This is a genomic window from Celerinatantimonas sediminis (assembly GCF_046054195.1).
Lineage (GTDB): Bacteria > Pseudomonadota > Gammaproteobacteria > Enterobacterales > Celerinatantimonadaceae > Celerinatantimonas.
In genome coordinates this window covers 18,715-34,072 of the sequence record NZ_JBEQCS010000020.1, presented here as the reverse complement: position 1 = coordinate 34,072, position 15,358 = coordinate 18,715, and the positions used below count along the sequence as shown (strand labels likewise).

General features: G+C 45.2%; 16 protein-coding genes. 4 read left to right on the top strand and 12 right to left on the bottom strand.

The features are described from left to right. Positions 1-16: 16 nt before the first annotated feature. The 12 genes from ABTQ23_RS18055 to ABTQ23_RS18000 all read right to left on the bottom strand — a co-directional run bounded on the left by ABTQ23_RS18055 (position 17) and on the right by ABTQ23_RS18000 (position 11,621). Complete coding sequence (locus ABTQ23_RS18055) at positions 17-781, bottom strand: ABC transporter ATP-binding protein (RefSeq protein WP_408617212.1); 765 nt, start codon at positions 779-781, stop codon at positions 17-19. A 2-nt stretch (positions 782-783) separates the two neighbouring features. Continuing rightward, positions 784-1,608 (bottom strand): ABC transporter permease, encoded by an 825-nt coding sequence (locus ABTQ23_RS18050; protein ID WP_408617211.1) that lies wholly within the window; start codon positions 1,606-1,608, stop codon positions 784-786. A gap of 45 nt (positions 1,609-1,653) precedes the next feature. Further along, positions 1,654-2,640 (bottom strand): ABC transporter substrate-binding protein, encoded by a 987-nt coding sequence (locus tag ABTQ23_RS18045; RefSeq protein ID WP_408617155.1) that lies wholly within the window; start codon positions 2,638-2,640, stop codon positions 1,654-1,656. A 347-nt stretch (positions 2,641-2,987) separates the two neighbouring features. Next, positions 2,988-4,112, bottom strand: coding sequence for a histidinol-phosphate transaminase (hisC, locus tag ABTQ23_RS18040; protein ID WP_408617154.1), 1,125 nt, complete (start codon positions 4,110-4,112; stop codon positions 2,988-2,990). Positions 4,113-4,235: 123 nt separating this feature from the next. Further along, positions 4,236-4,706: a GNAT family N-acetyltransferase gene (locus ABTQ23_RS18035; RefSeq protein WP_408617153.1), complete on the bottom strand. Its 471-nt coding sequence runs from the start codon at positions 4,704-4,706 to the stop codon at positions 4,236-4,238. 34 nt (positions 4,707-4,740) lie between these two features. After that, complete coding sequence (locus tag ABTQ23_RS18030; protein ID WP_408617152.1) at positions 4,741-5,118, bottom strand: hypothetical protein; 378 nt, start codon at positions 5,116-5,118, stop codon at positions 4,741-4,743. A 275-nt stretch (positions 5,119-5,393) separates the two neighbouring features. Beyond that, positions 5,394-6,842, bottom strand: a complete 1,449-nt coding sequence (locus ABTQ23_RS18025; RefSeq protein WP_408617210.1) for an ABC transporter substrate-binding protein — start codon at positions 6,840-6,842, stop codon at positions 5,394-5,396. Between the two features lie 69 nt (positions 6,843-6,911). Continuing rightward, positions 6,912-7,904, bottom strand: coding sequence for an ABC transporter ATP-binding protein (locus ABTQ23_RS18020; protein ID WP_408617151.1), 993 nt, complete (start codon positions 7,902-7,904; stop codon positions 6,912-6,914). Beyond that, positions 7,897-8,889, bottom strand: a complete 993-nt coding sequence (locus ABTQ23_RS18015; protein WP_408617150.1) for an ABC transporter ATP-binding protein — start codon at positions 8,887-8,889, stop codon at positions 7,897-7,899. The genes ABTQ23_RS18020 and ABTQ23_RS18015 overlap by 8 nt, the downstream gene beginning before the upstream one ends. Positions 8,890-8,894: 5 nt before the next feature. Next, entirely contained in the window at positions 8,895-9,773 is an 879-nt protein-coding gene (locus ABTQ23_RS18010) for an ABC transporter permease (protein ID WP_408617149.1), read from the bottom strand. Next, positions 9,770-10,708, bottom strand: coding sequence for an ABC transporter permease (locus tag ABTQ23_RS18005; RefSeq protein WP_408617148.1), 939 nt, complete (start codon positions 10,706-10,708; stop codon positions 9,770-9,772). Before ABTQ23_RS18005 ends, ABTQ23_RS18010 begins: the two co-directional genes overlap by 4 nt. A 10-nt stretch (positions 10,709-10,718) precedes the next feature. Further along, positions 10,719-11,621 carry a proline iminopeptidase-family hydrolase gene (locus ABTQ23_RS18000; RefSeq protein ID WP_408617147.1) on the bottom strand — a complete coding sequence of 301 codons (903 nt, stop codon included), beginning with the start codon at positions 11,619-11,621 and terminating at the stop codon, positions 10,719-10,721. Positions 11,622-11,890: 269 nt separating this feature from the next. On the opposite strand from ABTQ23_RS18000, the gene ABTQ23_RS17995 reads away from it, so the two are divergent. The 4 genes from ABTQ23_RS17995 to ABTQ23_RS17980 all read left to right on the top strand — a co-directional run bounded on the left by ABTQ23_RS17995 (position 11,891) and on the right by ABTQ23_RS17980 (position 15,268). Next, positions 11,891-12,625: a LuxR family transcriptional regulator gene (locus ABTQ23_RS17995; protein WP_408617146.1), complete on the top strand. Its 735-nt coding sequence runs from the start codon at positions 11,891-11,893 to the stop codon at positions 12,623-12,625. A gap of 111 nt (positions 12,626-12,736) precedes the next feature. After that, on the top strand, positions 12,737-13,636 hold the full coding sequence (locus ABTQ23_RS17990) for a proline iminopeptidase-family hydrolase (RefSeq protein WP_408617145.1): 900 nt from the start codon (positions 12,737-12,739) through the stop codon (positions 13,634-13,636). Positions 13,637-13,755: 119 nt separating this feature from the next. Continuing rightward, complete coding sequence (locus ABTQ23_RS17985) at positions 13,756-14,817, top strand: FAD:protein FMN transferase (RefSeq protein WP_408617144.1); 1,062 nt, start codon at positions 13,756-13,758, stop codon at positions 14,815-14,817. A gap of 160 nt (positions 14,818-14,977) precedes the next feature. Beyond that, the gene (locus tag ABTQ23_RS17980; protein ID WP_408617143.1) at positions 14,978-15,268 is read left to right on the top strand and encodes an encapsulin-associated ferritin-like protein; all 291 of its coding nucleotides are present in this window, start codon (positions 14,978-14,980) and stop codon (positions 15,266-15,268) included. Positions 15,269-15,358: the final 90 nt, after the last annotated feature.

Here is a 15,358-nt window from a genome sequence, read left to right as displayed (position 1 = left end):
AAAAACTCCTCAAAAGTTAAGCGTGTTCTAATGGTTTGCTAATTCGTTCAAAAATCTCGCTCTGAATATTCATAAACTCAGGGCTGCGGGTTACGGCGATATCTCGTGGCCGTTCAATCGGAATATCAATACACTGATCAATCGCTCCGGGTTTCATTACGACAACTCGGTCTGAGAGATAAACCGCTTCTTCAATATCGTGGGTAACAAACATCACGGTTAGGCGATGAACTTCCCAAATTTCTAAAAGTAATTGCTGCATCTGGCGGCGGGTCATGGCATCAAGAGCACCAAAGGGCTCATCCATTAGCAGAATTTTTGGCCGATAGGAAAGCGCGCGAGCAATTGCCACACGCTGTTTCATACCGCCAGAAAGCTCTGATGGCCATTTATCAGCAGCGTGGGAGAGCTTGACTAACTCTAAGTGTTCTTTGGCAATTTCAACGCGCTCTGCATGTGAATAGCCGGCAGATTTAAGTGCAAATTCGATGTTTTGTTGGGCGGTTAACCAAGGTAAAAGAGTGTAGCTTTGAAATACAACTCCTCGGTCAATCCCTGGTCCTTGAATCGGGTGGTTGTCGACTAGAACATCACCACTATCAAAATCTTCAAGGCCTGCTGCAATGGACAATAGGGTACTTTTACCGCATCCAGAGGCGCCTACAATCGAGACAAATTCATTGTTGTGTAAGGTGAGATCAATTTTATTAAGCACCTGATTACGCTGCCGTTTAGCCAGCGGATAGCTTTTATCTAATTGGCGAATCGTTAAGCTGGCCATCATTAACCTCGTTTATTGTATTTAAAGAGAACTTTTTCGGCGCCGCGCATGATCTGATCGCTAATCAGCCCAAGTATGCCTAGTAACAAGATGTAGCCGATGATGGTATCGGTCTGAAAATAGCGCTGGGAGACCACAATTCGATAACCCAGCCCTGATGTTGACGCAACAAGCTCAGCCAACACCAGCCAGGTCCAAGCCCAACCGAGGCTAATGCGAAGGGCATCCCAGATATTGGGCAGGGCCGCGGGCAGCACGATGCGCAGTAAAATACTGCTATCGGACATACCAAGTGTCCGCCCCAGGCCGATATAATCTTTCGGGACACGCTTAACCGCATCAATCATCATCAGCACTTGTTGGAAAAAGGTGCCGATCCAGATCACTAAAAATTTTTGAATGTCACCGGTTCCGACCCACAAAATAGTCAGAGGGACGAAGGCAACAACTGGCATATAACGAATGAAGTCAACGAGCGGCTCAACGACGGATTTGAAAAAGCCATAACAGCCCGCCAAGATCCCGATGACGATAGACATCACTGAGGAAATCGCAAATGCGATGGCAATCCGATATAAGCTGCTTTGAATATCGGACCACAACATGCCATTTTCAGTCAGCGTTATCATGCGGCTGAAAACATGGCTTAATCCGGGCAAAAAGATTGGCTTAACCCGTCCGGTTGCGGTGGCAAACCACCATCCCAACAACAGTACAATAAATGTTGCTAGACCTAAGCTGATGGCTTGCCATTTGGTTGGTGACTGGCCAATGGTAAATAGTGACCAACGCTTTTTCGCTCTTTTCTCTTTCGTCTTTGTGTTCATAACCGTTTGACTCTGCGCAGTTGTTGCCGGCATTCGTGCTCCTTTCTACTTCGCTTTTTTGACAAAAGAATCATCGAAAACTTGGGTAAATTTCACATCAGTTGGTATCAAAGATGCGCTTTTCGCAGCTTTTAAGATGTGAGGGAACGTTTTGCTACGAAAGTCGCCTTCGAGCATCGTTTTATTCGTTTTGATATCGATATATTTGATGCCATCAAACGCAGTTTTTAGATCTTCTGGCGACGCTCCAACTGCTTTTGCGATGATTGCGCGATCGCGCTGCGTATGTTGGCGGTAGTTCGCGAGTGATTTTTTCCAAACAGCAATCAGTGCTGCAACTTGTTCTGGATGTCTGTCGATAACTGACTGGCGAACGACTAATACATCACTAATTAGGCCTGGATCTGAAGCGCCGCTGTAGAGCATTTTTAATGTTGGGTCGTTTTTCTTAGCAACACTGATATAAGGCTCATAAGTAACAGCCACTGGAACTTGCCCAGCGATTAAGGCGCTACCTGCGTTTGAGGCTGGCATTGGCACTGGAACGATATCAGCATCAGTCATATGCACGGAGCTTAAAGCGCTGTGCAGTAAAATATCGCTGGTGGTGCCTTGTTCATAAGCGACTTTTTTACCTTTGAGATCTTTAAGCGATTTAATTTTGGGGGATGCAAGCATCGCATCGGCGGTATTACTTTGATCAAGTAGCAAGACTGCTTTCACTGGCAATCCTGCACCAATCATGCCCATTGCCGTGTGGGTTGCAATATTAGCAGCATCAATCTGGCCACTTGCCAAGGCGGCATTAATATCTTTATCTTCGGTGAAGTTAACGATATCAACTTTATTAAATCCCTGTTGTTTAAATAAGCCGTCTTTAGCTGCGACAAACCACTGGCCATAGCCCAACCAAGGTTCAACGCCCATTTTTAAAGTGCCAATATGGTTCGCTCCTTGGGCGGCCATTGAGCCTAATAACGCGATCAAACAGGTTGCCTTTCTTGCTTTACTGGAAAAATTGGTCAACTTCATCTCGTATACTCCCTGGGTAATGCTGGTTAATTGCCATATGAATATATATGTATATACATTCAACAATTGTGCCATCCCGAAAATATATTTAACTAATTGATTTTAAATATAAATATTATTTATGAGGTGATTTTAAATATTACCAATGCGTTAAAAGTGTGCATAATTAGTTAAATTCTATGCTTAATTGCATCAAAATGGTGCTTTTTTGTGCTTGTCGTTGTAGCGCTATTTTGACGGGGGCGGCGCGCGGTGAAATCGCACGATGGGTTGCATAGGATAAAGTGTCAGGGGAAAGGTTTTAGAGCGAATCGAGCCGGGCGCTTAAGGTGCGCCCAGCCTGTATTTTAGGCGTTTATGATAGTTTTTAATGCTGCTAGAAAATGTTCGTTTTCATCTTGCGTACCAATGGATACGCGCAGGTAGTTTTCATAACCTTTTTCAAGCCAAGGCTTAATAATAACACCATGCTTTAAGAGCTCCTCAGCCAGCTCAGTTGCTGGAAAATCTGTTTTAAAAAAGAGAAAATTGCCGTGCGATGGGGCAGCACTAATTCCCAATTCATTGAGTTGCTCTAAGAGCGTTGGGCGAGCTTGCGTATTCCACGTTAAGGTTTTTTCTAAGTGAGTCGTGTCATTTAATGCCGCTACTGCTGCCTTTTGGGCGATACGATTCACGTTAAACGGCGTGCGCAGTTTGTCAATGTAGCCAGCGATGCTTGGCTCGGAGCAAATGCCATAACCAACTCGAAGCCCTGCCAGTGAATAGGCTTTGGATAACGTGCGCAGCAGAATGTAAGGTTTGCCTGAGTGCTCAAGAATTTGTTGAACATCTGGGTAATCTGCATCTGTTTGTGCATATTCATAATAGGCTTCATCAAAGACTAAGAGCGTTTTGTCGCTCAAGGCATCAAGAATGGTTTGAATTTGCCCACCGTTGAGCGCTGTGCCAACCGGGTTACTGGGGCTTGCGATAAAAAATAGTTTAGGTTGGTGAGATTGTAACAGCTGGACAATTTTTTCGATGTCAAATTCAAGCGAATCAGTCATTTCGGCAATCAACACATTCGCGCCACATGACTGCGGATATAAAATATGCAGACCAAATGAGGGCACGATGGTGAGTACATTATCACCTGCTTCTAAAAACACTCGGCAGAGAATGCTGATGATGTCTTCTGAGCCATTACCAAAGACCAATGATTGTGCATCAACGTTAAATTTTTGCGCTAATAGCTCGCGAAGTTCGGTGCAGTTTGGGTCTGGATAATAGGCCAAGTTTCCAGCATCATTTAGCACATTGGCAACGGCTTCGGGTGTGCCAAAAGGGTTCTCATTACTGGCAAGTTTGGCAATTTTAGTGACGTTATAGCGCTTTTTCAGTTCTTCTAAAGAGAGTCCGGCGTTGTAGTTTGCAAGTGGCTGGACATGCTGACTGACCAGTGAGTGGATAGATGGGGATGCGTTAGGCATGAACTCTCCTTGGGTATGCACTGTTTTGGTTTAAATCGATTATTCAAAATTAGTATATACAGGTAAATATAACTGAATCGAGAGTCGAATCAATCATTATTTATGACGTAACAAGGCAAGGCATTAATCTATTGACGGCTCATCTTGAGCTGTTGCAGGACATTGGCATTTCATATGAAATTCAAATTGATTCTCACTAACGGCGACAAACCCCAATCGTTCATACAAGCGTTTAGCCGGATTTGTTTTGAGAACATTCAAACTCACGCCAACACCGCTTGCGTGAGCTTTATCAATCAGGTCGCTAATTAAGCCGTTGGCAATCTGCCGGTTTTGATAATCGGGATGGATTTGAATTTGCGCTAAATACCATTCATGACTTTGTTCATCAAATTTAGCTTTAAATAACCCAGCATTTTGCCCATCAACGGTTACAATCTTGGCGTGCTCAAATTCATATAAAACTCGGCTTAAGTAAGCTTCTTGTGTCACTGGCATACCAACTTGCTTAAGGTATTTGGTCATGGTGAGTTTGCGTAAATGAATCAGAAAGTCGAGATCTGAGTCTTGTGCTTGGCGAAGGGCGTAGTTCATTCAACATCCTTGTTCGTTTCTTTTTATGTATCGGCTAGTAAGCGCGGTTGAGTGAACTTAGCTGACCGGTTTGTGGGTCGATAGCATAAAACCAGTCGAGTTTTTGCTTTGCACGGTTAATACAAACAACAGCTGTTTCAAAGCGAACATGAGCACTTAAGTAGTAAAACTCGTAGTCATCGGGAGCGGCTATTTCAAAGCGAATATTACCATTATGATTAAGGCCAACCAGTTGATTACAGGTTTGCGTCATAGGTTGTCGGGTTAACAATAAAATGAGTTGATGCGACAAACTTATCGCACTATCGCAAATCTCATTTTTGCAGTGAAATGAGCGAGTGCTACCCTCATCAGGCCAACTGAAAACATGTTTATCGGCACTAATTTGACCAAAATTGGTGACTAAACTCATCGCGTGTTCCTTGTAATCCTTGTCGTGCATTTTGCTTATTAACTTAACTCTTTGAAATAGCGCTTGTAGCGAACATTTTCAATAAATCCTAAGCTTTGATATAGAGACTGAGCAATTTGATTATCAATCAGACGAACCTGTAGCTTATCTGATTTGTATAACGACTGGCAGGGATTTATTGGGCGTATTAATTGGATGATATGGTGACAAAAAGGCCCATCCGAGACTGCGTAAGATCTCGAATAGGCCTTATATTGAAATGGTTAAACCGTTAATTAATCAGCAATGTAAGTGTCTTCTAAGAAGAAGCGTCCCAGAGGGTTCTGGAAGAAATTTTTCACAGTTTTCTTAGAAACGTTGCGATATGGGCTGTAATACAAATCAATCCAGTTGACGTCTGATTTGGCCATTTTCTGCAGCTGATAGTACATTTTTTTACGTTTAGCTGGGTCTGTTTCAAGACGGGCTTTGGCTACTAATTCGGTCACTTTTGGATTGTTGTAACGAGTCATGTAGTTCATGTTGGCATCGTTACCCAAGACAAAGGTGGTTTTTTGGTCTGGGTCTAGAATATCGTTGGTCCAGTAGTTCACCGAAATATCGTAATCACCATCGACTAACATGCCCCAGCTCTGGCTTGGATCAACTTTTACTAAATTGGCTTTAATCCCGACTTTGGCAAGCTGCTGCTGAAGTAGTACCGCAATTTGCTCGTCTACTTCATTGCCGGCGTTAACCAGATATTTCAGGGTTAAGTGGCTAACCCCCGCTTCTTTTAGCAGCTCTTTAGCTTTGGCAGGATCGTATGGGCGGTTTTTATTGCGGTGGTTGTAATAAAGAGCGCCTTTAGGAATATATGAATTAGCGACAGTGCCGTAACCAAAAGTAATGGCGTTAATAATGGATTCTTTATTAATGGCATAGTCAATCGCGCGGCGGACTTTGACATCGTTTAATGGTTTGTGAGCATGGTTGATCAACAGGTGATCTTCGCGTGTTGAAGCATCCAAATGTACTGTTAGATTAGGATCGTTTTCTAATGATTTAATCCGAGAGAATGGAACGTTAATTGCCGCATCGAGTTCGCCGGCCTGCATTTTCAACATCCGGGTATTACTGTCAGGAATAGTCAGCCAGTTGACCCCATCCAGTTTGACACGATTTTTTTCCCAGTAGTAAGGGTTTTTACGCAAGATAACCGCTTCGCCGCGACTCCACTGTTTAACCACAAAAGCGCCTGAACCAATAGGTTTTTGAGCAAATGTTTCTTCGCCTACTTTTTTAAAATAAGCTTCTGGAATGACTGATGCATTAGGCAGCGCTAAAGACGATAAAAATGGAACAGATGGCGCTTTTAGCTCAATAACCAGCGTGTGTTCATCCGCTGCTGTGATTTTTTGCATGATTTTATAGCTGTCTTGCCATAGTGATTTTTTATCATCACGAATACGGCGCAGACTAAATGCGGCATCTTCTGCGGTAACTGGTTCACCATTTGAAAACTTAGCATCGCGCAGTGTGAAGGTGTAAGTTTTGCCATCTTTGGAAATTTTCCAGCTTTTGGCGATGCCTGGGAGCAGTTTGGTCCCTGATTTATCAACGCGAACCAGTGGATCAAAGACATTGGAAAAGATCCAGTTGTCATTATTTTGCGTTGAGTTAATCGGGTCAAAAGTGGTGCTATCAGCGCCGCGGCCAATGGTTAACACCGCTGATTGTGCCATGGCGCTAAATGCCAGCACGCTGAGCGACAGGTACTTTAATAGGTTGTGCTTTAAATGATGCAACATGGTTTATTCCTCATTCGGTAAGCTGTTTGCCGCTTCCATGGGCAAGATACAGGCATAGCTTTGATGATTGTTTATTTGCATTTGTGGTGGGAGAGCTTTGCCACACTCAGCGGTTGCTTTATGACAGCGAGTATGAAAAGCGCAGCCCGATGGTAAATTTAATGGGCTTGGTGGCTCTCCCATTAAGCTAACTTGCTCTAGCGAGTTATCTGGATTGATGTCTGGAATGGCACTTAATAGTGCAGCGGTGTATGGGTGTCGAGGGCTGTCAAAAATTACATCTGTTGGCCCTGTTTCGACAATCCGCCCCAGATACATAATGGCGATTGCATCGCATAAATGCCGGACAATGGCCAAATCATGGGCGATAAATAAAATTGTTAAGCCCATCTTTTTACTCAAATCATCGAGTAAATTGACAATCTGTGCCTGAATTGAAACATCTAGTGCTGCCACACATTCATCGGCCACAATGAGCCTTGGTTCAATGGCCAAAGAGCGAGCAATAGCGGCTCGTTGACACTGACCGCCACTGAGCTGGGATGGATATCGGTCTTTATAATCGCGGCTTAAACCAGTGAGCGTTAAGAGCTCATCGACCCGTGCATCAATGAGCTCTTTGGGACGTTTGTTATGCACTCTAAGCACTTCGCTGATAGCTTGGCCGATTGTTTGCCGAGGGTTAAATGAGCTAAATGGGTCTTGAAAGATCATGGCAGTCTGTTGGCGCAGCGCTCGTAAATCAGCAAAGGTTGCGGCGCTTAAATCTAAGCCATCAAAATAAATTGTACCGCCAGAGCTTTTCTCAAGCTGTAATAAGGCGCGCCCTAGTGTACTTTTGCCGCTACCGGATTCCCCAACTAGCCCAACGATTGACCCAGGTTCAATGCTCAATGACACATCATTAACAGCATGCAGCTGCTGCTTTTTAAAAAGGCCGGTGCTTAGTGAAAATGTGACATTGAGATTAGTAATCTCAACTAACGCGTTACTCATGATGACAAACCTTTTGTGCATTCAGCGGGAAATGGCATGCCAGAGAATGCTCATGGCTGTGGCTGGTTTTGCAAAGTTTTGGAACTTGACTCTCACAGATCTTTTGCTCGTTCGGGCAGCGCGGATGAAAGCGACATCCTTGAGGCATATGGCTGGCAACCGGTGGTGTTCCTGCAATTGTTTTAAGTGCCCCAGTTGCGCTTTGATTCGCCGATGGTTGGCAGCTAATCAGCCCTTGCGTGTAAGGATGGTTAGGCTGACTTAATAATGCGCGTGTCGGGGCGGTTTCACATAATCTGCCACCGTATAACACGGCGGTTTGATCGCAAGTTTGTGCAACCACGCCTAAGTCGTGGGTGATCATAATAATTGCGAGTTGGTGTTGCTGTTGCAGCTCATTGAGTAGCTTAAGTATTTGGGCCTGAACCGTTACATCCAATGCGGTCGTTGGTTCATCGGCAATTAACACTTGTGGGTTGCACGAAAGCGCAATAGCGATCATCGCTCGCTGGCGCATGCCGCCTGAAAACTCATGAGCGTAGTTATTTAATCGTTCTTTAGGCGATGGGATCCCGACCTGAGTTAACAGCTCTACAGCGCGTTGGCGAGCATCGGCGCGTTTGAGTTTTTGGCTTTGTTTGAGTCCTTCCATCATCTGCTGACCAATGCTCATCAGCGGATCGATGTGAGTGGCCGGATTTTGAAAAATCATGCCAATGCCTTGACCGCGAACGCGGCGCATCTGACGCTCCGATAGTTTTAAAATATCTTGTCCTTGAAAGAGCACTTCGCCAGAGCTGATATGAAGCGATGGATTGGGCAATAGCCGCATAATGGCGCGGCAAGTGAGCGTTTTCCCTGAGCCACTTTCACCGACTAAACCAAGCATTTGTCCTTGATTGAGTGAAAACGAAACATCATCGACTAATTTTACCCCGTCGCTGTTGGTAATCGTGAGATGGTTAACTTGCAATAATGGCTGCATCTTTTTCAGACTCCCTTGCGTCGGTCACTTAAACCGTCGGCAATAAAACTAAATCCGATGGCGAGTAAAACAATGGCGATTCCGGGGAATGCGGTGAGCCACCAATTGGTGGTGATAAATCCCTGACCTTCGGTGACCATCACACCCCATTCCGGAACAGGAGGCTGCACGCCAAGTCCGAGGTAGCTGATGGCCGCGCCGTTGAGCAAAACGAGTACGGCATCAGACATGGAAAAGACGATGGCATCGGCAATGACATTAGGTAAGACATGAATGAAGATAATGCGGGTATGGCTATAACCGAGGCTTTTCACGGCCATGATGAAATCACTTTGTTTTAACACCAGGACCCGAGCACGCACAATACGGGCATAGGAAACCCAACCAACTAGCGCCATTGCAATATAAAAGCTACTTAATCCGGGGCCCAAAATGGTAATGATCGCCAACATTAGTACCAAAAATGGAAAGGCCAATACCACATCAATGATGCGCATCAGTACGCTATCAACCCAGCCACCAAAGTAGCCGCTTAACGCGCCAAGAATGGTGCCGATCATAAAAGGGAAAATGACCCCTAAGATACAGATTTGAATATCAACTCGAGCGCTAAATAAAATGCGCGAGAGAATATCTCGGCCAAAGTTATCGGTGCCCAGCCAGTGGTGCCAGCTCATCGGTGCTAACTGCGCGGTTAAATCTTGAGTGATTGGGTCGTAAGGGGCTATCCAGGGGGCAAAGATAGCTAAGAAAACCCAACCCAAAACAATGCACAAGCCAATGGTTAACGTAGTGCTTTGGGGAAGATGTAATAATTTGTGACAGAGATTGTTTAAAAACTTAAGGTAGTTTTTTTCAACTGCAATGGTCGTATCGTGACTCATAATTTAATCCTCGAGTCGATGGCGACAGTTAGCATATCGGCAATCAGGTTGACGATGACGGTCGATATTGCAAACAGTAAAACAACGCCTTCGATCACCATGTAATCGCGGCTAAAAATGGCTTTGACCAGTAATCGCCCAAGCCCCGGAAGACCAAAGACCGATTCGATGACGACCGAACCACCGATAAGCCAGCTAATATTGACCGCTAACAGATTGATGATGGGCACAATGGAGTTAGGGAGCACATGGCGCCAGAAAATACGCCGTTCTGATTGGCCGCGAGCTCTGGCGGCAGTGGCGTAATCAGAGGCCATTTCACGGATGAAAGCCGCGCGCAGGCTGCGAATTAAAATAGCTGCTAAAGATAGCGCGGCGGTCAAACAAGGAAGCACCAGATGGGCAAGTTTCTCGCCCCAGTCCCAACCGTAGCCTGAAACTGGGAACAGGTGCCAGCTAACACTTAAGACAATAATCAACATGATGCCGAGCCAAAAAGGCGGAAATCCAAGCCCGGCGGTTGAAAACAGGCGAATAGTGGTGTCAGCTAATTTCCCCTGTTTGCGAGCAGCAAGGGATGCCAGTGGCAGCGCCATAAAAATAGCCAGCAGCACACTGCCCAATACCAACATGAAGGTAGGCTCAAAGCGGTCGGCAAGCAGGCTCAGTGTATCGGTTTTGTAGATAATTGAGCGGCCTAACTCACCTTGGAGCAGATGTTTTAAAAAGTAGACATATTGCACGGGCAGGGGTTTATCAAGCCCATATTCGGCATGAATTTGAGCAATTGCCGCAGGTGTTGAGCGAGTTCCTAACAATACTCGGGCCGGATCGCCCGGGATGGCATGAATGATTGCGAAAGTGATGATGCTGATCCCAAATAAGACAGGGATCAGCTGAAAGGGTCGCAAGAGTAAAAATCGGTAACGATGCATATTCGAGCTCTCAGTTAACGGCGCTGATGCGATGACGATTTAAGAAATCTAGAACCACGGGATAGTACGATTGCGGTTCTTCATAAAAAGGCATGTGGCTGGCGTTGGCAAAAACCGTCAATTCACTGTGAGGAAGCCCTTCTTTAATACGAGCGGCACAAGCAGGGGTTAATTCATCATATTGCCCGGTCGTAATCAGTGCTGGGGTTTGCACCTGTTTGAGCTGTTCAACGCGACACCAATCTTTTAAATTGCCAGTGTATAAAAATTCATTCGCGCCCTGCATGGTTTGGTAGGGCCCCATATTCCAGTCGCCAAGCGAGCGCTCAAGCGGCGCTGGCCAAGTATCAAGCCGACAGACATGCTGGTAGGTTAAAAGCGTCACGGCAGCTTGATACGCGGGATGCTCAAGGGTTCCTTGAGCTTCATGACGTAGCATCATAGCAACGGTTTGCTCACCTAAAGCCGCTTTTAGGCGTAAGAGTTCCTGTTTGAGATGAGGAATATCCGCGACGGTATTTTCCAGTAATAAGCTGGCCACTTGTTCGGGGTAGGTCAGTACATATTCAATGGCCAACCAGCCTCCCCAGGAATGGCCCAGCAGATGAACTTTTTTAAGCCCAAAATAGTCACAGACCGTGCGTACCTCTTCAACGTAACGATCAATTTGCCAAAGCGTTGCATCCTCTGGCCTATCGGATGCCCCGGTGCCTAACTGATCAAAGGCAATGACGCGATAGCCATGTTCTTTTAAAGGTGAGTGGGCCTCACGCAGATAGTCACAGGGTAATCCGGGGCCGCCATTAAGGCACAAGATAACGTCATCACCTTGACCAAATTCATAGGCTATCACCTGATAACTATCGACGGTTATTCGGTGGGTTTTATCCGGCTTTAACTCCTGATACTGCATCCGTGTCCCTTTATCTTTTGAGCTTTGTAAGCAGATTACGCAAACAAAGGTCCATTAAGGAACTAGTAAAATTGATAGTTTTTGTTTGAAGAGGGGTAAATGAACTCGCTTGCACTAAATGAGTGCATTTTTTGCTTAAATTATGGGTGATTTGCACTGCTCTGGGCGTAGCTGTGCCATTTGTGCTAAGTCGCTGCTAATAGCTGCTACCTTCCTAAAATGGCGCTTTTTTTGCATTTATTCGTTCAGGATCTAGGTCAGAGGAGGCAATGATGCCACAAATGAACGCTGAGTTATCTCTTGATAGCTGTTTCGATAGTCTTAATACGCAAATTCAGCATATGGGCTTTGAGGCGGTTATTTATGACTTTACTCCGGTGCCATTGTCTCTTGAGGGTGAGCTAATTACCCCTTCGCTATTGCGTATGCAGCAGGCTCCAGAGGATATGCAGACGCTGTGGAGTGAGCATGGTTATTATCAGATTGATCCGGTACAACGTTTTGCTCTGAATCGCTGCGCACCGTTTGTTTGGTCGTATCGAAATCCAGAACGAACCTTACTTCGTTCAATTTTAAACGAAACCCGCTCGCCTGTTGGCGATTACCTTAATGATAACGATATGGCCAGTGGCATTACCGTGCCGTTGCACTTACCAGAAGGTGGGTTTGCGACACTGACGGCAATGATGCGGGGCATTGATAAAGAAAACGATCTCACTGGCCAGCTGGCTCAATTTGGGTTGCTCGCAATGCAGTTTCAAGAGCAGATCTACCCATTTTTTGATGGCAAGACCCGCCGCTGTTCGCTTATTGAGTTAACGCCGCGAGAGCGCGAATGTCTGTCTTATGCCGCCCAAGGGTTAACCGCTAAAGAGATAGCCGCGCAAATTTATCGCTCGGTCGCAACCGTCACGCTGCATTTAAATACGGCCGTGCATAAGTTGGGCGCGACTAACCGAGTCGAAGCAGTTGTGCGGGCGATGCATTATCGCTTGCTTGATTAACTTAAATGGGCAAGCTGAGTAAATTTCTAATTATTTCTATCAATTTTGCTAGGTTCCACAATCGGTTGGTTTCGTTACGCTTGCGAAGTCATTTATCGATTTGGAGAACTTATGGTAACTCAGAGCGAAGGACGAGTGCCTTTTGGTGAATATCAGACTTGGTATCGGATTACCGGCTCGCTGGCAGACTCATCGCTGACCCCACTGGTGGTGGTGCATGGTGGACCGGGATGCACACATGACTATATCGATTCTTTTGCAGATTTAGCCGCCAGCGGCCGGCCAATCATTCACTATGATCAACTTGGTAACGGCAACTCAACTCACCTTCGGGATAAACCCAGCGAGTTCTGGCAGGTCGAACTGTTTCAACAGGAGATGGATAATTTATTATCGCACCTTGGCATTGCTGATAACTTTCTGTTACTTGGTCAATCATGGGGCGGCATGCTTTGCGCTGAACAAGCGGTGCGTCGATTGCCTGGTTTGAAAGGCGTTATTATTGCCAACTCCCCTGCCTCGATGCAGTTATGGCTGGAAGCGGCAGCTGGGCTGCGCGCGCAATTACCCGAAGATGTGCAGCAGACATTACTTGCCCATGAGCAAGCTGGCACCATCGATTCACCCGAGTATAAAGCTGCAAGTGATGTATTTTATCAGCGCCATGTTTGTCGCCTTGACCCTTGGCCTGAGGAAGTGCGGCGTACGTTTGATGCGATGGACGATGATCCAAGTGTTTATCATGCCATGAATGGCCCAACTGAGTTTCATGTGATTGGCTCGATGAAAGACTGGAGCATCATTGAGCGGGTTGCACGCATTAATGTTCCGGTGCTGCTTATCTCTGGCTTTTATGATGAAGCGACCAAAGAAGCGGTGCAACCTTATTTCGATCTAATCCCAACGGTTGAGTGGGAAGTTTTTGCCAATTCCAGCCATATGCCTCATGTTGAAGAACGTGAGCTGTGTATGGCTCGAATTAATCGCTTTTTTAGCGATTATCAACTCTAGAGCGAGCAAGCGTTGTTCGCCGATAAGCTCTTGGCCCATCATCAAGGGCTTATCGCTCTAGCGCAGTGTCCGGTGCGCTGGTAGACTTTGCTTATTTATGTCGATGGATAAAATCGTTCATGTTTAAGCGCAATTTGTTTCGCTCAGGCATTGTATGCCTGTTGGTGGGCTTATTAGCTTTGCTTTTAAGCAGCTGTTCAAAGCCGATTAAGATCGAAAAATTATCAGGATATGCCCAAGGCACAACCTACCACATTAGCTGGTGGAGCCAAAAGCTGGTATCTAAAGATAAAGTTCAAGAGCAGTTTTCCAACAAATTAGCCAGTATTGATAAAGAGTTATCGACTTGGCGTGATGATTCATACATTTCTCAGTTTAATCACAGTTCATCAACTAAATGGCAAAAAGCCTCAAAAGATTTCATCAATCTGATTGAGCTTGCCAAAGATATCAATGCCAAGACTCAAGGGTGTTATGACCCAACCATTGGGCCGCTGTTTAGCTTGTGGGGATTTCATAAAGATGTGTTGCATGTTCCAAGCAAAAGTCAGATAGCTGCGGTAAAACATGATTTGGGCATCGATAAAGTTGAAGTGGATAAAGCCCGCGGCATGATCCGTAAAACGTTGCCTGGCGTGCAACTGGATTTCTCATCAATGGGAGAAGGTTACACCATCGGCAAGCTGAGTCAGATTTTGCAAAATGATGGGATTCATAACTACATCGTCGAATTCGGCGGCGATATGAAAGTCAAAGGCCATAAACCCGGTGGTGAAAAATGGCGTATTGCGATTGAGCGTCCGATTCCGACCAAAGATGGCATTGTTCCGTATCGTATTGTGACCATTAACGATGAAAGTGGCGTCACCATCGATACATCAGGGACCTATCACCATTCATTTGATGAAAAAGGTAAAGAGTATTCACATATTCTCGATCCGCGCACGGGGGCACCGATTACCCATGACTTGGTGTCCGCTTCAGTCTTTGGCCATGAAGCTAAAGTCAGTGATGCATGGGCGACAGCAATGCTGTGTTTAGGGCCAAAAGAAGGCATGGCAGTTGCAAAAAGCCAGCACTTGTCAGTCTTTTTTATTCGCAAGGATAAAAAGACGTTAACGCCATTTGAAAGTCCTGCGTTAGAGTCCTCTAAACGCGTTACTTTTAATGCTAAAAATTAAAGCAAAAGGGCGTTTTTATAAACGCCCTTGGTTTTTTAACGTGTTATATGTTGGCATCTAATAGTTTTATTAAAGGTGTTGATCAAGCGTACTTTGTTGGCGTATGGTAATTAACTCGTAAGTTCAGTTCGACTAATTTTCAATAATATGAGGAAAATATATGTCTAGTGAATCATTACACGAGCCACGTGAAAAACTATCCCAGCAAACGTTGGAATTACATCGCGGTTTAATGTCGCTACAAGAAGAGCTAGAAGCCGTTGATTGGTATGCTCAGCGTGTGGATGCCAGTGATAACAAAGAACTTAAAGCGATTATGGCACATAACCGTGATGAAGAGATTGAACATGCGGCGATGATGATCGAATGGCTGCGACGCAATAATTCCGTTTTTGATAAACAGCTAAAAGAATTTTTGTTTACAGATAAACCTATTTCTGACCACGAATAATATTAATTGAGAATAATTCTCAACTAATAGATAGATAATCGTATTTAAGAAATATTATCTCTGTTGAATATCTAATTTGATAGCATCAAT